The sequence below is a fragment of the Vibrio sp. DW001 genome, from assembly GCF_029016285.1.
Lineage (GTDB): Bacteria > Pseudomonadota > Gammaproteobacteria > Enterobacterales > Vibrionaceae > Vibrio.
Genome location: NZ_CP091975.1, coordinates 785,768 through 804,791, shown reverse-complemented (window position 1 = coordinate 804,791; position 19,024 = coordinate 785,768). Strand labels below are relative to the sequence as shown.

Here is a 19,024-nt window from a genome sequence, read left to right as displayed (position 1 = left end):
TTTGAATTGCTAATCGGTATTCTTCGTCGATTCAGCGCGGCTTCCTACTCTCATATTCACGCCTACTGGCGATAATTTTCGTTTTAATCGCCAGTGAGGCTTAATCAACTTGAGCGGATAGGTTCTCTTTCTCGCGACAATAAAATAGAGACTGCCACAAGGTATTAATCGATCACCCATGCTATTTTCCAACCAAGTCCAAAATGGATGTTTCATTGGAAATACAGCATACCTATCAATGTGCACAACCTGATAGTTCAATAAGCCTAACCAATCTTTAATTCGGTTTGGAGTAAACATACGTCCACTCCATGGCAGATTGTTTTTCCTCCACGGCATTAAACTAGAGAGTCCCATCAGGCTAATAGGGTTAAAACCAGTCATAATTAGATACCCATCGTCTACCATCACTCTATCCACTTCACGCAACAGACGATGAGGATCACTGCAGTAATCTAACTGATGGGCGAGAAGCACTACATCGATACTTTTTTCTAAGAAGGGAAGGTCGTAATGTTCTGCAATGACAGTATGCTGTGAGTTTTTGATATCAAGGTTGACTTGATGCTGAATATTACACATCCTACTTGCTATCTCACAACTAAGTCCACCAAGCTTTAGCATGTGATAACCAAATAATTTAGGGCACCACTCGTCTAGCCTCATCTGGATGGATTCGGATACCCAAGCACCATTTTTTAGATGCTGCCATGAGTGAGGTTGTTCGATTTTTTTTGCAGTACGAGCTGGTTTCATCGATACCTTAAACTTACAATTCATTGCTGGAGAATAAAATGTTAACCATCAAGAGCATACCCGCATTCAATGACAATTACATCTGGCTAATTCAAAATAGCGATAAACGTTGTGCAATTGTTGACCCCGGTGACGCAACACCAGTCTTAGAGTATCTCAATCAACATAGCCTTACATTAGAAGCAATACTCGTTACACATCATCATAACGATCACATTGGTGGGGTTGCCGCTCTGTTGGATGCCTTTCCAAACATAAAAATTGTTGGCCCTGAAAAAGAAAATATTCCATACCTTACCCACAACTTAAATGGTGGAGCGCAATTCTCACTGTTTGATGAAACATTCTTAGTGCTTGATCTTCCTGGGCATACCAATGGGCACCTTGGATATGTCGGCGATGGTAAACTCTTTAGTGGCGACGTTTTATTCTCAGCAGGATGCGGTCGCATTTTTGAGGGGACGCCTGAACAGATGTTTGAATCTTTAAATAAGATACTCGCCCTCCCCGATGAAACAGAGGTATACCCAGCGCACGAATATACCAGCTCGAATGTTTCTTTTGCGTTGGCTGTAGAACCAGATAATCAAAACTTACTAGCCTATCGTGAAGACGTTTTTCGATTGAGAGCAGAAGGAAAGCCGACGCTACCCACAACGTTGCAAAAAGAGAAACTTATTAATCCTTTCTTGCGAGTTGATCAGCCTAGCATCATTAATTCCATTGCTAATAGAACCAAAGAAACGTCTGCAATTGGAGTCTTTACTGCTTTAAGAGAGTGGAAGAACGCATTTTAACGTTTTCTAGCTTGTCACTGTATATGAGCGCAAGTATCATCAGCAGTCAATTTTTAACAAGGTTAGATAAATGAGAACGCTGTTTAGTTGGATCGTAGTACTTCTGTTGGCAGGTTGCCAAACGACTCAACAAATTGACTCTTCTTCTGAGACAAATTCGACCACAGGTACAAACCATCAATCAGACTCTAGTTCGAGTGCTGCAAATAATGGTAATACTGATACGATAGATTCTGCTAACGATGGTACGGCGCCGTCACAAAGTGATGTCAATAAACCAGATATCACTCCTTGGAATCGCGACGATGTTTGGGAGCGCATTGCGATGCAGCTCAAATTAGAGGTGCCTGATCGTAAAAGTGTCGACTACTATCGTAATTGGTTTATTACCCATCCTAATCATCTCATTGCTGTTTCTAACCGAGCTGAACCTTTCCTTTATTTAATTGTGGAAAAAATAGAACAGCGCCACCTACCTCTAGAGCTAGCATTATTACCTGTAGTAGAAAGCTCATTTGATCCCTTTGCCTATTCACATGGCAGTGCTGCTGGATTGTGGCAATTTGTACCTGGCACAGGAAAGATGTATGGCTTAGAACAGAACTACTGGTATGACGGCCGACGCGATGTATCAGCGGCTACCGATGCAGCGCTAGACTACCTGACCTATTTGAACAAACGATTTGATGGTAACTGGAATCATGCCATCGCGGCCTACAATAGCGGTGGCGGACGTGTTTCTCGAGCGATAACTAAAAATAATAAAGCGGGTAAACCAATAGATTTCTTCTCTCTTGAATTACCTAAAGAGACCAGCAGTTATGTTCCAAAATTACTTGCTTTAGCGGATGTTGTTGCTAATCAAGAAAAATACGGTGTCAGCATCCCTGCTATTGCAAACAAACCTGTATTACAAAGCGTTGATCCAAAAGAGCAACTTGATCTCGCGATAGCGGCTAACTACGCTGGGCTTTCTGTCACTGAACTGCAAAGCTACAATCCAGCCTATAACCAATGGGCTACAGCACCTGAAGGACCATTTCACTTTTTATTACCACTCGACGCTGTCGAGCCATTTAATCAATCGGTAGAAGAAAACCGTGGTAAAGGTGTGAAGCTTATTCGCTATAAGGTGAAATCTGGCGATACACTGAGTGTCATAGCAAGAGACCATGAAACAACAAGTAAGATAATCAGAACAGCGAATAACCTGTCCGGCAATATGATTCGTGTTGGACAACATTTGATGATTCCAACATCGACAAAAGGTGACGAAGCTTATGCGCTGAGTGCAAAAAATCGTTTGGCCAAAACACAATCAACGGCCAGAGGGAAGTTTAAGGTTACTCACACCGTTTCAAGTGGCGACAGCCTATGGACAATTTCTAGAAAGCATAAAGTGTCATATCAGTCTTTAGCTAAATGGAATGGTATGGGCCCCAAAGACACATTAAAAATTGGTCAAAGACTCGTCATCTGGAAAAATAATAGTGACGGTGCCGTTATGCGTACCGTTCATTACAAAGTTCGCACAGGAGACACCATTAATGGTATTGCGAACAAATTTAATGTTAAGAGCTCAGATATTGTAAAATGGAACAATCTGGCTAAGAAAAAGTACATCAAGCCAGGCCAAAGCCTTAAGCTTTATGTCGATGTCACTAAGGTCAGCGTATGATAGTTCCTTCTAGTAACCCATTATCCATGGTTGTTGATATATTTCGAGCTCCAACCTCATGCTTCGCAGCACTCTATAAAAGAGGCGCTTGGGGCTGGCAAACCTATGTACTTCTAATGTTAACTCCATTCCTATTTTGGGGTTATTATTTCGATATTGTTGATTTTGAATGGTTAAAATTCAACCTAATCGAACAACTTCAGGCGACATCCCCAGATAAAATAGTCTTACTTGAACCAAATACCCTCATGGCAAGTGAGATTCTAAATGCCGTATTTAATAGAACTCTAAATATTGGCTTACTTGCATTTTGGTTTTTCTTGGCTGCAAAACCTAGCCGTCATCAGCACGGTTATTGGAAGTGGTTTGCGGCCTCCAGTGTCGTCATTTTTCCAGCCGTTCTCGGTGACTTTGCAAGCTATGTGAGTCTGTTAATCAATCATGGCAATGTGATGAGTTATGCAGCGGATTTGAACAGTTTGAATGGTTTACTAAAACTACCGCTAACGAATGAATGGTCTTCTTTCACTCGTGCCTTGCCGTTGTTACTACCTTGGTACATTGTGCTCGGCTATGCAGCTATTGGGGCTTGGACTGAGTTTTCCAAAGGTCAGGCTCTTGCTATTTCGGCCCTTCCTTGGCTTGGATATTACCTCATATGGGCTTTATACATATTAATTATTTAGTCGCGAATCACTGAACTTGAAATTGACTATTAAAGGGTTATGATCCGAAGCGTCCGTTACGGGCGCTTTTGCATTTATCAATGTTAACCCTCTATAAAAAACATGATCCAGAGGCAAACCATTGACGAAAAGCTTTCGGTTATCCGGGTCAAATGGCACCTCATGAAGTGCCAGTTTCGCAACCTGTTCATTTAGCTCTGTAAGTCGATCGTCACTCCACGTATTGAAATCTCCAGCCATAATTATTGGTCCAGTATGTTGCATGAGTTCCCCTCTTAGTAGAGAAAGCTGCTGCTGGTACTCTGCTATCCCCAAGGAAAAATTAATGGCGTGTACGTTAACAACGGCAAGCTGCTGACCATTAGACAATAGATACAGAGCGTATAATCCTGACTTGGGTAATCTTAACCAGGGTTCTTTGGCACTAAATGCACAAGCCGTAATAGGGAAATTAGAGGCTAAATTAACTACACCAGCACTAATATCAAAAGCCGAAAATGCTTTAACGTAGTTGCTTCCCCACGATTGTTTTTCAATCCACACCTTAAAAGCACCTGTAAGGCTCGCCTCTTGAAGCAAAAGTAGCTGTGCGTCATGGCTAAATTGGTTAAGTGCCGGTTCCCAATTATCTCGATTCTGTTTGTAGATATTCCAGACCAAAAGGTTAATATGGCCATTCTTATCAATAGGTTTCGGTGATGGGTTTTGGTAACAGATAGGTGTAACTTGCGTTTGATCATGACTTAACAAGAGTTGTTGAGGCTGTTCGGGTACATCAAAAACAATCTGAAAAGAGAATAGTGCCAATACAACAAGGGATGCACACAGTATTAGAATCGATTTAATGACTTTCTTCATACCCTATTATTACCACTAGCTAAAAAATCATTTATACAATGAGATTATAAAGATGAAGTGAAAATCCACCGACAAAGAAAGTCGACCGATTTAAAAGGTAACCACCGCATTAGAAGTAGATGTTTAAGAATAGAAAACAAAAAAGGAGCCTTAGCCCCTTTTTATTCAACCACTTTTAAATAGCATCTTCATCTTCTTCGCCAGTACGAATTCGTACCACACGATCAACATTCGTAACGAATATCTTACCGTCTCCGATTTTACCCGTTTGAGCTGTTTCAATTATTGTATCTATGCATTGATCAACAACATCGCTAGTAACAACAATTTCAAGTTTCACTTTTGGCAGAAAATCAACCACATACTCTGCACCTCTGTACAATTCTGTATGGCCTTTCTGACGACCAAAACCTTTGACCTCAGATACTGTCATACCTGTAATACCAACTTCTGCTAGCGCTTCACGAACATCATCCAATTTAAACGGCTTGATGATTGCCTCAATCTTTTTCATATTAATCCCTTAATCTTACCTACATCTATGACAGCATTACTATTGAAATCAACGAAATAACCAACACTGACATTCTGACAAACTTATTTCATTTGTGAATAGTATGCTGCCAAGTTTTCGATATCCTGGTCGCTGAGTATTCCAGCCTGTGGTTGCATAATTGCGGCATTACCGCCATTTCGTTCTTTGTTACGATAAGCTTTAATTGAAGAAATAATGTACTTTTCGTTTTGACCAGCTAGGTTTGGATAGCCGTCAATGGCCGATATACCAGCAACGCCGTGACAAGCCCCGCATACCATTGATTTTGCTTTTCCTGCCACTGGGTCACCAGCTAAGACAGAACCACTAAACAACACCGTACCCATTACTAATCCAGTTACTAACTTATTCATAACGCTTCCTTTAATTTATATATTCTAATTATTGAGCTTACACTCTTATACTTTATCCCATAGAATTTCACAATCATCACCGTGAAATTCTTTGCACACAAAAAGATCTGCAACCATAGCGAGCTGATCACCATACATAATAATGGGTGTTCGCGTGCGTAACCAACTTGGTATTTCATACTCCTGAAACAGTTTCTTCAACTTTCTACTATGTTCTCGTTCAACGGGGTGAGCGGTCAAACCTTGTGGATTAAAGTGAACCCATACTCGTTCATTTTTTTTAGGAGAACGCAGCGACAGCGATGTCCCTACGCATTTATCAATAAGTTGAATATGACCCAGTTTCTCAGGTAGCGCCAGTCGTTGTTGGAAAGATAGCGAATCAGACCAAGAGGTAACATCTGGTATTTTGTCCACAAAATAGAGTCGACCTTTGAAGCGTCTCACTTCTCCAGACGTGATATTTATTTTAGGATTACCATCTGTTTTTGCTAACGCAACCTCTTTCCAAATCAAGCTTAATTGTACTAAAGAGGGCATCATACTGTGCCTAGCGCTTAGCCAAAGCCTTAGCAACTGATTTCTAGCAAGTTCACTCTGTTGACCTAGTTGCAGGATAGATAAACTACCATCAGCATCAGTCAACTGTATTAGCCTTTCATTTAATAATTCATTAATGAGCGATTCTTGATTCGCACACAACTTGCTGCTTCTTAATACGGACTGTTCTATGTTTGGCCATCGCGCTTTCAGTTTGGGAATAACCTCTTGTCGCAAGAAATTTCGATCATATTGAGTATTTTGATTACTCTCATCTTCATTCCAGTTTAGTTGCTTAGAATGCGCATACTCAATTATCGCGACTTGGCTGATAGCTAAGAGAGGACGAATCAATAAACCGTCGGAAAAAGAAGCGCATTCAGGCATTGCAGATAGCCCTTTGGGACCGCTACCTCTTTTCAGAGCCAGTAAGAATGTTTCCATCTGATCGGCATTGTGTTGGCCAGTTATCAGTATATCGTCTCTTTTGACATGTTTTTCTAAGGCTTGATAACGCTTGTTGCGAGCCTCTTGTTCTGTGCTCACTTGGCGAGCCAAATTGAGTTCAACGTACTCGATGAACAGCTCAATACCGTCGTCGTCACACCAAGTCTGGCAACAAGATACCCATTCATCCGCGTTATCACTTAATCCATGATGGACATGAACCGCTAAGCAAGTTACCTCTTTGTGTACTGCCTGATAACGCGCAAGTAGATCCAGCAATACTCTTGAATCAACACCACCGCTTAATGCCAAAACAACACGGCTGTGGGGTTGTCGGTATTTATCAAGACATGAAGTAAGAGTATCTAACAAAGCCGGGCCTCAATTGTTTACGTAATCAATCATAGGCGAGGCAAATGGTCTTAAATTGCATGCTGATTAGCTTACGTTTACGGTTAAAAACAATAAAACGGACCTAAAGGTCCGTTTTATTCTAACTTAATCCGTTTTCATTTGCTTCAATCTTAACAATAACCATAGTTCATCAAACGCTGGTATCGGCGTTCAAGCAATGTATCACTATCGTACTCAACAAGTTCATCGAGTTGTTTAATTAAATTGGCTTTCATATTCTTAGCCATCTGAATAGGGTCACGATGCGCACCACCCAATGGCTCTTCAATGATTTCATCAATAAGCTCTAATTCTTTTAAACGTGGCGCAACGAGTCCCATCGCTTCAGCAGCTTGTGGAGCCTTATCTGAATCACGCCAAAGGATAGAAGCACACCCTTCAGGAGAGATCACCGCATAGGTCGAATATTGAAGCATATTGACGTAATCACCAACACCAATAGCTAATGCACCACCACTACCACCTTCACCGACCACATTACAAATTATAGGCACTTTCAGACCAGACATCACTTTTAGATTTCTAGCGATAGCTTCAGATTGTCCGCGCTCTTCCGCACCGACACCTGGATAAGCACCAGCTGTATCGATAAAGGTAATAACTGGCATATTAAAACGCTCAGCCATCTGCATTAATCGAAGCGCTTTACGGTATCCTTCTGGTTTTGGCATACCAAAGTTACGTATTACTTTTTCTTTCGTTTCACGTCCTTTTTGGTGACCGATAACCATAACTGGTCGTCCATCTAGACGAGCCATGCCACCAACAATGGCTTTATCATCGCCATAAGCACGGTCGCCTGCTAAAAGTTCAAACTCAGTAAATACATGTTCAAGATAATCTAATGTATAAGGACGCTGAGGATGACGAGCAAGTTGTGCAACTTGCCATGCACCTAAATCGTTAAATATTTTCTTTTTAAGCTCTAAGCTTTTCTCTTCTAATTGAGAAATCTCTTTATCTAGATCCACCGTTGTATCACCACCGTGGCGAGACATATCTCGAAGTGCTTCGATTTTTGCTTCTAGTTCAGCAATAGGCTTTTCAAATTCTAGAAAGTTCAGGCTCATCATGAATCCTTTGTTAAACAGCTGCGATTAACCACTATAAACAATATAGCTAATGATTAGGTTATCACAACTGAATTTAGTTAAATTCGAGTTCTACTTGTTTTTTCCCAAGTAACTGTTTTAATTCGTCTATCAATGTATCATTTGGCGTTACTCGCCATTCAGTTCCCAATGCGAGCTTTGCTCTAGCATCTTCCCTTTGATAATACACATTTACTGGAACGGTTCCCGCTTTGTGTGGCTCCAATATTGCACTAAATCGTTCAAAAAACTGAGCATTTATTTGCGACTGCATAATCGATACTGATAATCCACGAGCATATTTCTCACGGGCTTCACCAATATCCATCACTTCTCGCGCAGACATTTTAAGGCCACCATTGAAGTCATCAAAGCTGACCTGTCCAGAAATCACTAATATTCTGTCTTTTTCTAGTAATTCTGCGTACCTATCCAACACATCAGAGAACATCATTACCTCAATTCGACCCGATCTGTCATCTAATGTCATAAGACCAATACGAGATCCACGCTTAGTTGTCATCACTCTTGCCGCAATAACTAAGCCAGACAAAGTCACACTTTGATCGCGCCTTGTTACCGTTGCATCTTTTAGTCGACAACTAGTGTACTTCGCAAGTTCCTTTAAATATGCATTAACTGGATGTCCGGTCAAATAAAGCCCTAAAGTTTCCCGCTCTCCTTCCAACCATATTTTCTCTGGCCATTCAGGCACCTGGGCGTAAGCTTGCTCTACCGCTTCTGGTGCATTCGTTAGCACACCAAACATATCAGACTGACCAAATGATTCAGCTTGATGATATTGACCAGCTGCTTTCACTGCCGCATTGACTGACGCCATCATGGCCGCCCTATGTGGACCTAAACGATCCAACGCACCAGCTTGGATTAACTTTTCGATGACGCGTTTGTTGGCTTTTTTCAGATCTATACGAGCACAGAAATCGAAGAGATCCTTGAAATGACCGCCACTATTTCTCGCTTCAATGATATTTTCAATGGGCCCTTCGCCGACGCCTTTAATCGCTCCGATGCCGTAAACAACTGCACCAGATTCATCCACATTAAATCGATAGTCTCCAGCATTGATATCTGGTGGTAAAACCTTTAATTTCATTCGGTTACATTCGTCCACCAACCCAATAATCTTTTCGGTATTGTCCATATCAGCCGTCATAACCGCAGCCATAAATTCAGCAGGATAATGGGTTTTCAGCCACAGGGTTTGATAAGAAACAAGTGCATAAGCCGCTGAATGCGATTTATTAAAACCATACCCTGCAAATTTTTCTACAAGGTCAAATATTTTCATCGACAATTCACCGTCGACACCGTTATCAATAGCCCCTTGTTCGAATATCGAACGCTGCTTTGCCATCTCTTCCGGTTTTTTCTTACCCATCGCACGCCGCAACATATCGGCGCCGCCTAGCGTATATCCTGCGAGGATCTGCGCAATCTGCATTACCTGTTCTTGATACAATATAATGCCGTAGGTCGGTTCTAACGTCTCTTGAAGCGAATCATGCTGCCATGTTTCATCTGGGTAAGATACCGCTTCACGACCGTGTTTACGGTCAATAAAGTTATCTACCATTCCGGACTGTAATGGCCCCGGACGAAAAAGCGCCACCAATGCAATAATATCTTCAAAGCAGTCCGGTTGAAGTCGTTTGATAAGCTCTTTCATACCACGGGATTCTAATTGGAATACGGCGGTTGTTTCAGAATCTTGTAGCTTCTTAAATGAACGAGGATCTTCAAGTGGAATCGATTCGATTCTAACCTGATCTTTCCCTTCTTTTTTCAAACGGGGATTAATTAAGCCAAGCGCCCAGTCGATAATAGTCAGTGTACGCAAACCAAGAAAGTCAAACTTCACCAGCCCAGCGGTTTCTACGTCATTTTTATCAAATTGAGTAACAGGAAAATTCCCATCAGCATCGCAATAAATTGGCGCAAAATCCGTAATCGTCGTGGGAGAAATAACCACACCACCGGCATGTTTACCTGCGTTACGTGTTACGCCTTCTAAAATTCGGCACTTATCAATAAGCTCTTTTACGTCTTCATCAGCCGCATAAATCTCTGGAAGCTGAGGCTCTGCTTTAAATGCCTTTTCAAGGGTCATACCGGGATCGGGTGGGACTAACTTAGAGATGCGGTCAACAAAGCCATATGGGTGGCCAAGCACCCGGCCAACATCCCGTATTACCGCTTTAGCGGCCATGGTTCCAAAGGTAATAATCTGTGATACAGCATCACGACCATATATCTCTGCCACATGATCAATTACTTGATCTCGTTTATCCATGCAAAAATCGATATCGAAATCGGGCATAGATACACGTTCAGGGTTTAGGAAGCGTTCAAACAGGAGGTCGTATTCCAGTGGGTCTAAATCCGTGATACTTAACGCATAAGCCACCAGAGAACCTGCACCAGACCCTCGACCGGGGCCAACTGGCACATCATTATCTTTCGACCATTGAATAAACTCCATCACAATCAAGAAGTAACCAGGAAATCCCATCTGGTTAATCACTTTAAGTTCTATTTTAAGGCGTTCGTCATAATCTGCTCGTTTATCCAATCTAACTTGTTCGTCAGGGAACAAAAACTCAAGGCGGTTTTCTAAACCTTCTTCTGATTTTTTAATCAGATAATCTTCAATCTTCATCCCTTCTGTTGGAAAATTTGGCAAGAAAATTTCGCCTAATCGAACCGTAGCATTACATCGTTTCGCAATCTCGACACTATTCGCAAGGGCTTCTGGGATATCTGAGAACAGAGCGCACATCTCTTCTTCAGTACGCAAATATTGTTGAGCACTGTAGTTTTTAGGTCTTCGCGGATCGACCAGAGTAAATCCATCATGTATCGCGACACGAATTTCATGTGCATCAAACTGCTCGGCATGAAGAAACACAACCTCATTCGTCGCGACCACTGGCAGCCCGACATTATCAGCCAGCTCGAGTGCAAAGTGTAAATAACTCTCTTCGTCTGCTCTTCCCGTTCGCGACAGTTCTAAATAAAAATGATCAGGGAAATGGGTATTGTAAAACTCAACGCAGCTGTCAACCAAGGGTTGATTACCTTTGAGTAATGCTCTACCTATTTCGCCATTTTTACCGCCAGATAGAATGATCAACCCTTCTTTATGGTTCACTAACCAATCTTTATCAATAACAGGTTGATGTTGTACGTGACCTCTTTGATATGCCTCAGATATGAGCAATGTAAGGTTGTTATATCCCTTATTATCTTTAGCAATAACCGTTATCTGCGTTAACTCATCACCAAAGAGATCGGACTGCATAGCAAAGTCTGCGCCAATTATTGGCTTTATCCCGCAGGCGTGCGCAGTATTGTAAAATTTCACCAATCCACATAAGTTAGTAAAGTCAGTTAGCGCCATTGCTGGCATTCCAAGCTCGGCAACCTTTTTCACCAATGGTGGGACTTTAGACAGTCCATCAACCATGGAATAATCACTGTGCACTCTTAGGTGTATAAATTTTGGATCAGACATTATTTTTGGTTACTCGCTCAAGGTTTAGGACTCACAGAGACCTAACGCTTTTTTAACTGGCTTAAAGCTCTTTCTATGTTGTTCTATCACACCATATTTATCAATAGCTTCAAAATGCGCTTTAGTTGGGTAGCCTTTGTGCTTAGCAAAGCCAAATTCTGGATATTGATTATCCAACTCTTCCATCTCTTTGTCTCGTACTACCTTCGCCAATATAGAAGCGGCGCTGATTTCCGCTACTCGCAAATCACCTTTCACAATGGCTTGAGCCTGCATCACTATATCAGGTACCCGGTTTCCATCAATCAATACAAAATCGGGTTGAATATGTAACCCTTCTACCGCTCTAGTCATAGCAAGCATTGTGGCATGTAAAATATTGAGTTGATCTATTTCAACGGGAGAACAACGTCCAATTGACCAAGCGAGTGACTTCTCTTTAATCTCAGGAAAAAGTGCTAATCGTTTCTTTTCTGAAAGCTTTTTTGAGTCAGTTAGGCCTTCGATAGGAATATTGGGATCGAGAATAACGGCGGCGGTGACAACATTGCCGACAAGGGGCCCACGGCCCACTTCGTCAACACCTGCGAATAGACGGAACCCTTGTGGATATTCAAATGGAGGAAATTCTTTAATCATTCAATCTGCCCATTAATTTCAATACTGCCGTAGCAGCTTGTTGATCGGCCCCTTTGCGAATCCAATGGTGCATCTCTGTGAATTTTTCTAACATCTCAACATTGTCATCAAAAAGCAGTCTATCAACCTCATTGAAGAGATTATCAGCATGACACTCCTCTAGAATAAACTCTTTCACCATCTCTTTACCCGCAAGGATGTTGGGTAAAGAAACAAATTCACTTTTAACTAAACGTTTAGCGATAAACGCAGTGATAGGATTTACATTATAAGCGACAACCATTGGTCTCTTAACTAGCATGCATTCTAATGCCACCGTTCCTGAAGCTAACATCACCACATCAGAGGCTTGAATCACATTTCTAGCGGTATCATCAACTAAGATAAATTCCAATTCAGGCGCCAGAGTCTTCCACACTTGTTCAAACTGTTGCCGTCTTTTGTCGTTGACTAACGCAACGACAAAACCGAGGTTGGGGTGTTTCTGGTGAAGTTTTTTGCACGTTTCGACAAATGGCTGTGCCAACATTTTCAGTTCTGCACCGCGGCTTCCCGGCAATACTGCGAGCCATTTTTTGTCTGGATTCAAGCCAAGTGCTTCTCTGGCTTGCTCTTTAGGATTTTCTAATGGGATAGCATCCGCAAGAGTATGACCAATAAATTCGCATGGAACGTTAAACTTATCGTAAAACGCTTTTTCAAATGGTAAAAATGCTAGCACGAGGTTGGTCGCAGCTTCGATTTTAAAAATCCGTTTTTGACGCCAAGCCCATACGGAAGGGCTCACGTAATGGACCGTTTTAATGCCCGAATCTTTAAGATTTTTCTCTAAACGCAGATTAAAATCAGGCGCATCAATACCAATAAATACATCCGGGGGATTTAATGTATAGTACTTAACCAATTCAGCTTTCACTTTCAAAAGCCTAGGTAATCGACCTAACACTTCCACCAACCCCATGACCGCGAGCTCTTCCATATCAAACAACGACTGGCAACCTAGCGCATTCATTTTAGGGCCACCAATACCGACGAATTGCGCATCAGGCACTTGCTGTTTGATTGCTTTAATAAAGCCTTCGCCCAGAGTATCTCCTGATAGTTCACCAGCAACAATGCCGATAACAAGAGGACGAGATTGAGGCATAAATTCCATTCCCTATAACTGTATAAACAAAAAAAGTGTACCAACAAAGAAACTGTACAGACAAAAAAGACCGTAACCAACGTTACGATCTTTTAAAATGTTCGCCATTCATTCTCAATAACTAACGAATAATTCCTCGAGACGAGTTCTCTAAGAATTCTAAGAACAGTTTAACGCCAGCAAATTCTTCCGCTTCTTTCGCTATTTCTATTTTTGCTTCGTCAACGGTATTACCGTTACGATATAACGCTTTATATGCTCGACGTATCGCGTGGATCTCTTTCTTTTCAAAACCACGTCTTTTGAGACCTTCGATATTAATACCGAAAGGCGCGCAATGATTACCTTGCGCCATCACATAAGGCGGTACGTCTTGCACAACGATTGAACCACCACCAAGCATCGCATGATCACCTACGTGACAGAACTGGTGGATAGCACACATACCGCCAATTATTGCTTGCTGACCAATAATCACATGCCCTGCAAGCGTCGCATTATTAGCAAAAATACAGCGATCGCCAACGATACAATCATGCGCAATATGAGCGTTGATCATAAACAGGTTATCATTACCAACTTTAGTAATACCATTATCTTGAATCGTACCTCGATGCATGGTCACGCTCTCACGAATTGTGTTGCGATCTCCAATTTCAAGGCGTGTATCTTCACCCGCAAACTTGAGATCTTGGCACTCTTCACCTATAGAGGCGAACTGAAAGATACGATTATCTTTACCAATTTTCGTCGGACCTTTTACCACAACATGTGACAAAAGCTCGGTTCCTTCGCCAATCTCTACCTTACTATCAACGGTACAAAATGGACCAATTTTAACATTTGCACCAATAACTGCGCCATCTTCTACGATTGCGCTTGGATGAATCTGAGCAGTTTCATGGATCATAATTGGAATTCTCTACGTGCACATTTAAGGTCAGCAGAACAGACTACAGCGCCATCTACTTTCGCAACGCCAGTAAATACCGCAATGCCTCTGCGTTCTTTTAAAAATTCGACTTCAATAACCAATTGATCACCTGGAACAACGGGTTTACGAAACTTCGCTTTATCAATACTAGCAAAATAATACAATTCGTTCTCTTTTGGCGCACCAAACGTGGCAAAGGCGAGTAAACCTGTAGCTTGTGCCATTGCTTCTAAAATAAGTACACCGGGAAAAATAGGCATCTTCGGAAAGTGGCCGGTGAACTGAGGTTCATTTACTGATACATTTTTCAAGCCAATAAGATATTTGCCTTCTACATACTCAGTCACTCTATCTATCAGTAAAAACGGATAACGATGTGGAAGTAATTCCTGAATTCTTGTGATATCCATTGTTTTCTTTTCAGTAGTCAAAACCATATTCCTATTAACAATTCAATTGGTTGTAATTATAAACGAAAAAGATCCGCTATTTGCAGACCTTTTCAGTAATTAGTAGAGATTGATGGTGATTATGACTCCAACTTCTTCTCTACTGCTTTCAGTCTTTTATTTAGTTCATCTATACGATGCACTCGAGCCGCTGTTTTTCGCCACTCTCTATTGGGTTGCACTGGTATGCCGGACGAAAACATCCCTTTATCTGGTATGCTTCTCATCACCATACCCATACCCGTTATCGTTACCTGATCTGCAATCTGTATATGACCATTGATAACGCTACCACCACCAATAATGCAGTATTTACCAATAGAAGTACTGCCAGCAATGATTGTACCACCCGCAATGGCGGTGCCATATCCGATCTGCACATTATGAGCAATTTGCAGTTGGTTATCTAGAATGACGTTATCTTCAATAACAGTATCATCTAGTGCACCCCTATCAATAGTAGTACATGCTCCAATTTCTACCCGATTGCCGATCCTAACCGAGCCGACTTGAGGGATTTTAATCCACTCACCTTTGTCATTCGCATAACCAAATCCGTCTGAACCTATCACCGTATTTGACTGGATTAAACATAAGTCACCAATCTGAACACCATGATAAATCGACACATTTGCCCAGAGCTTACTTCCCTTACCAATTATGCTGTTTTTACCTACAAAACAACCAGCACCAATAGAGGCGTTGTCTCCAAGTGTGACGCCGGACTCAATCGTTGCATTGGCACCAATGGTTACCCCTTCCCCCAACGTCACATCGTCTGCGACGACAGCGGATGCATGGATGTCACTCGCCGGATTAGGTGTCGAGTCTAAGGCTTGAGCAACAAGGGCATAGGCTAGATACGGATCGGATACGACCAATACATTAGTCTTGCAAAGCTCTAACTCCGACTCTTTCACCATTATCGCAGAAGCTTGGCATTCGCCTAAATGCTTACGATATTTTACATTAGAAAGAAAGGTAATCTGGCCTTTACCGGATGTATCCATCGGGGCGACAGAAGTCACAACGACATCGCCATCACCATATAATGCCCCGTCGGTAATCGCGGCTAATTCAGCAAGAGTCACTCTAGGCATAATATTATTTAAGCTCTGCTAGTACTTTTTCAGTTAGGTTTGATTCTTCATTTGAATAAAGAAGTATTTGACTGTCTATAACCATGTCATAGCCTTCTTTTTCGGCAATTTTAGTGGTCGCTTTTTGAATAACGGCAACCATTTGCTGTCTAGATTTAACGTCTAAAGATTGTGCTTTTTTCTTATAGGCATCTTGCTTAATTTGACCTTCAGCATTGAGTTGGCTGATTTCAATTTTTAGCTTCTGAATACCTTCTTCACCGAGTAGAGCGCCATTACGTTCAATCTCTTGACTTTTTTTGGTCATCGATGCCTGAAGTCGCTCTAACTCAGCTCTATCATCTTTTAATTCTGCCTGAAGTTTCTTAACAATAGCTTCGCGCTGAGGAAACTTACTGATGATATAGCCCGTACTAACATAACCAATTTTTTGCGCGGCTTCTGCTGCGTTAACAAAAAATGCAGAGCTTGCAACAACAAGACTAAGACCAACAGTTCTAACTAATTTATTCAAAACATTTTCCTTTTAAAAGGTTCTACCTATTGTGAAAGTGAAAAATTCTTCGTCATCACCTTCATAAATTTCAATTGGTTTCGCAACGGAGAAAACTAATGGCCCCATAGGAGACATCCATTGTACCGCTGCACCATAAGACGCACGATAATTCATTGGATCAGAATAATCATAATAATATTTCTCGCCATAAGAAATATTATTCTCTAAATAATTAAACTCTGTATCCCACACACTCGCCATATCAAGAAATACACTAGTGCGAATTTGGGATTGCATTTCTTCAGAGGCAAATGGGGTTGGAACAATCAACTCAACACTCGCGAGCGCGACCGCATTACCACCAACCGCATCGTCAGTTGCAGCGTAATTAGGGTTATTACCTACGCCTTCATCGTATACCGCTTTTGGCCCTGCGGAGTTAGAACCAAAGCCTCGGAGCGTAGTAAAACCACCAGCATAATAGTTTTCATAGAATGGAAACAGGTTATCATTTCCGTCATCGGAAGCCCCATAACCATTGCCATAACCAAGGCGTCCTCTAAGGAGCAGTGTGAACTCGTGTTTCTTCGTCAATGGATAATACTGACGAACATCATACTGAGCCTTAAAGTACTGTACATCTGACCCTGGCACTGTCGCTTTATAAGACGCTCTCTGGTGATTACCAGCCGTTGGGAAATACCCTCGGTTTAGATTATTACGCGTCCATGTCAGAGTAATATCAAAATCATCAACTTCTAATTCACCTGAACTACTTATGTTATCTTCTTGAGCTTTCAAGAATTGTTCTATTTGGACATAAGAATCTAGGTTAGAAATCTTGTTGTGTGTATAACCCAATCCTATTTCAAAGAAATTGAGTTCATCAAATGGGAAACCCCAAGTCAAGCTTGTACCATAACTCTGGTTAGTATAATCAACAATACCGGCTTCAGAGGCTTCAAATTCATTGTAGAAAACCTTGCCACCCAAACTAACACCATCTAAGTTCCAGTATGGGTCTCGGTACTCTAAGGTTATGTTTTTCTGATAGTCATTCATCATGGCATTAACGCCAACACGGTTACCAGAACCCGCAAAGTTGTCTTGTTGTAGGCCAACCTGGAAGCTAATACCAGATTCAGTACCATAACCGACACCAAAATTGATACTTCCGGAATTCGCTTCTTTAACCGTATAAACCAAATCAACTTGGTCATCCGTACCCGGTACGCGTACGGTCTGTACGTTCACCGTCTCGAAAAAACCTAAACGATTGAGTCGAGATTTACTGGTCTCGATCGCTTTTGAGTTTAACCAGCTGCCTTCCATTTGACGCATTTCACGTCGAAGTACTTCATCTTTTGTCGAGTTATTACCCGTAAAACGAATATCTCGGACATAAATACGATTACCAGCCTCAACATTAATGGTTAGATTTACGGTTTGATTCTCGTCATCGAATTCAGGCTGTGTAAAAACGTTGGGATAAGCGTAACCTGCTTCACCCATGGTCTTTTTAACGTTTTCTTCTAATCCTGTTACCAATGCGCCGTTATAGAGATCACCATCTTCAAATGGAACCATCTGTTCGAATTCAGATTCTTTACCAATCAATTCGCCTTTGAAAACGACATTTTCAATGGTGTACGGTTTACCTTCATCCAAGTTTAAAGTGATGTAAACGCCTTTTTTGTCTGGCGATATTGCTACCTGAGTCGCATCGACTTTAAACTTCAAATAACCTTGGTTTAGATAAAATGACTTGAGTGCTTCTAAATCGGCCGCCAACACTTGTTTCTGATATTTATCATCAGCAAGAAAATTCCACCAAGAGATATCAACATTCAGATCGAAACGAGATAAAAGCTGTTCGTCATCGTAAACCTCATTACCAATGAAGTTAATCTGCTGAATTTTTGCAGACACCCCTTCGGAAAAGACGAACTTTAGGTCCGCTCGGTTTCGAGGAAGTGGAGTCACTACAGCTTGCACGGTAGCATTATACTTACCAACGCTGTAGTAGAAGTCCTCTAAACCTTTCTCAATTTGACTTAAGGTTGTTCGATCAAGTGCCTCGCCTATCCTTACGCCTGAAGCGTCTAGATTTTGCTGCAGTTGCTCTTCTTTAATCGCACTATTACCTGAAAACGAGATATTCGCTACCGTCGGCCTCTCTTGCACTTGAATAACAAGTACATCATCATCTCTCAATACTTTGACGTTCTCAAAGTTACCGGAGTTGTATAGCGCTTTTATGATATCGGCGACATCTTGTTGATTGATATTATCACCAACACGAACGGGGATCTTCAACAGAGCTGCACCTAATGCAACACGTTGTAATCCTTCCACCTTGATATCTTTCACTGTGAACTGCTCTGCGCTACTCACTGTTGAACTTGCGACTAAAAGAGTAGCGAGTAGTAATTGCTTAATTGCCATACCGGTTCTGACTATTCCTTGATACTTCTGATTGCTTTCTGCTTGGTTGTATTCTCAGGAAAACGCTAAGTAAATCACTTTGCCTTATCTTGAGTATATCGAT

General features: G+C 41.6%; 17 protein-coding genes. 3 read left to right on the top strand and 14 right to left on the bottom strand.

Annotated features, from left to right (window positions below; genetic code table 11):
• Positions 1-9: 9 nt before the first annotated feature.
• A complete protein-coding gene (locus L3V77_RS03900; RefSeq protein ID WP_275135814.1) occupies positions 10-756 on the bottom strand; it encodes a methyltransferase domain-containing protein in 747 nt (248 codons plus the stop codon).
• Positions 757-794: 38 nt separating this feature from the next.
• Here L3V77_RS03900 and gloB point away from each other — a divergent pair, with 38 nt between their 5' ends.
• The 3 genes from gloB (at position 795) to L3V77_RS03885 (ending at position 3,917) form a co-directional block, all read left to right on the top strand.
• Entirely contained in the window at positions 795-1,553 is a 759-nt protein-coding gene (gloB, locus tag L3V77_RS03895; RefSeq protein WP_275135813.1) for a hydroxyacylglutathione hydrolase, read from the top strand.
• A gap of 70 nt (positions 1,554-1,623) precedes the next feature.
• The gene (locus L3V77_RS03890; RefSeq protein WP_275135812.1) at positions 1,624-3,231 is read left to right on the top strand and encodes a LysM peptidoglycan-binding domain-containing protein; all 1,608 of its coding nucleotides are present in this window, start codon (positions 1,624-1,626) and stop codon (positions 3,229-3,231) included.
• Positions 3,231-3,917, top strand: a complete 687-nt coding sequence (locus L3V77_RS03885) for a YIP1 family protein (protein ID WP_275136686.1) — start codon at positions 3,231-3,233, stop codon at positions 3,915-3,917. The genes L3V77_RS03890 and L3V77_RS03885 overlap by 1 nt, the downstream gene beginning before the upstream one ends.
• On the opposite strand, the gene L3V77_RS03880 is transcribed toward L3V77_RS03885, so the two are convergent.
• The 13 genes from L3V77_RS03880 to bamA all read right to left on the bottom strand — a co-directional run bounded on the left by L3V77_RS03880 (position 3,906) and on the right by bamA (position 18,921).
• Positions 3,906-4,775, bottom strand: coding sequence for an endonuclease/exonuclease/phosphatase family protein (locus tag L3V77_RS03880; protein WP_275135811.1), 870 nt, complete (start codon positions 4,773-4,775; stop codon positions 3,906-3,908). The genes L3V77_RS03885 and L3V77_RS03880 overlap by 12 nt on opposite strands.
• 175 nt (positions 4,776-4,950) lie before the next feature.
• Entirely contained in the window at positions 4,951-5,289 is a 339-nt protein-coding gene (gene glnB, locus L3V77_RS03875; protein ID WP_195702492.1) for a nitrogen regulatory protein P-II, read from the bottom strand.
• 83 nt (positions 5,290-5,372) lie between these two features.
• On the bottom strand, positions 5,373-5,684 hold the full coding sequence (locus L3V77_RS03870) for a cytochrome c (RefSeq protein WP_275135810.1): 312 nt from the start codon (positions 5,682-5,684) through the stop codon (positions 5,373-5,375).
• A gap of 45 nt (positions 5,685-5,729) precedes the next feature.
• Positions 5,730-7,043 carry a tRNA lysidine(34) synthetase TilS gene (tilS, locus tag L3V77_RS03865; RefSeq protein ID WP_275135809.1) on the bottom strand — a complete coding sequence of 438 codons (1,314 nt, stop codon included), beginning with the start codon at positions 7,041-7,043 and terminating at the stop codon, positions 5,730-5,732.
• 152 nt (positions 7,044-7,195) lie between these two features.
• The gene (gene accA, locus L3V77_RS03860; RefSeq protein WP_195702489.1) at positions 7,196-8,155 is read right to left on the bottom strand and encodes an acetyl-CoA carboxylase carboxyl transferase subunit alpha; all 960 of its coding nucleotides are present in this window, start codon (positions 8,153-8,155) and stop codon (positions 7,196-7,198) included.
• 76 nt (positions 8,156-8,231) lie between these two features.
• Positions 8,232-11,711 carry a DNA polymerase III subunit alpha gene (dnaE, locus tag L3V77_RS03855; protein WP_275135808.1) on the bottom strand — a complete coding sequence of 1,160 codons (3,480 nt, stop codon included), beginning with the start codon at positions 11,709-11,711 and terminating at the stop codon, positions 8,232-8,234.
• Between the two features lie 24 nt (positions 11,712-11,735).
• Positions 11,736-12,350, bottom strand: coding sequence for a ribonuclease HII (gene rnhB / locus L3V77_RS03850; protein ID WP_275135807.1), 615 nt, complete (start codon positions 12,348-12,350; stop codon positions 11,736-11,738).
• The gene (gene lpxB, locus L3V77_RS03845) at positions 12,343-13,497 is read right to left on the bottom strand and encodes a lipid-A-disaccharide synthase (protein ID WP_275135805.1); all 1,155 of its coding nucleotides are present in this window, start codon (positions 13,495-13,497) and stop codon (positions 12,343-12,345) included. The genes rnhB and lpxB overlap by 8 nt, the downstream gene beginning before the upstream one ends.
• Before the next feature lie 121 nt (positions 13,498-13,618).
• Positions 13,619-14,407 (bottom strand): acyl-ACP--UDP-N-acetylglucosamine O-acyltransferase, encoded by a 789-nt coding sequence (gene lpxA / locus L3V77_RS03840; protein ID WP_275135804.1) that lies wholly within the window; start codon positions 14,405-14,407, stop codon positions 13,619-13,621.
• Positions 14,404-14,841 carry a 3-hydroxyacyl-ACP dehydratase FabZ gene (fabZ, locus tag L3V77_RS03835; protein WP_195704987.1) on the bottom strand — a complete coding sequence of 146 codons (438 nt, stop codon included), beginning with the start codon at positions 14,839-14,841 and terminating at the stop codon, positions 14,404-14,406. Before fabZ ends, lpxA begins: the two co-directional genes overlap by 4 nt.
• A gap of 119 nt (positions 14,842-14,960) precedes the next feature.
• Positions 14,961-15,980, bottom strand: coding sequence for a UDP-3-O-(3-hydroxymyristoyl)glucosamine N-acyltransferase (gene lpxD / locus L3V77_RS03830; protein WP_275135803.1), 1,020 nt, complete (start codon positions 15,978-15,980; stop codon positions 14,961-14,963).
• A 4-nt stretch (positions 15,981-15,984) separates the two neighbouring features.
• On the bottom strand, positions 15,985-16,494 hold the full coding sequence (locus L3V77_RS03825) for an OmpH family outer membrane protein (protein WP_195702483.1): 510 nt from the start codon (positions 16,492-16,494) through the stop codon (positions 15,985-15,987).
• Between the two features lie 12 nt (positions 16,495-16,506).
• Positions 16,507-18,921: an outer membrane protein assembly factor BamA gene (bamA, locus tag L3V77_RS03820; protein WP_275135802.1), complete on the bottom strand. Its 2,415-nt coding sequence runs from the start codon at positions 18,919-18,921 to the stop codon at positions 16,507-16,509.
• Positions 18,922-19,024 lie beyond the last annotated feature (103 nt).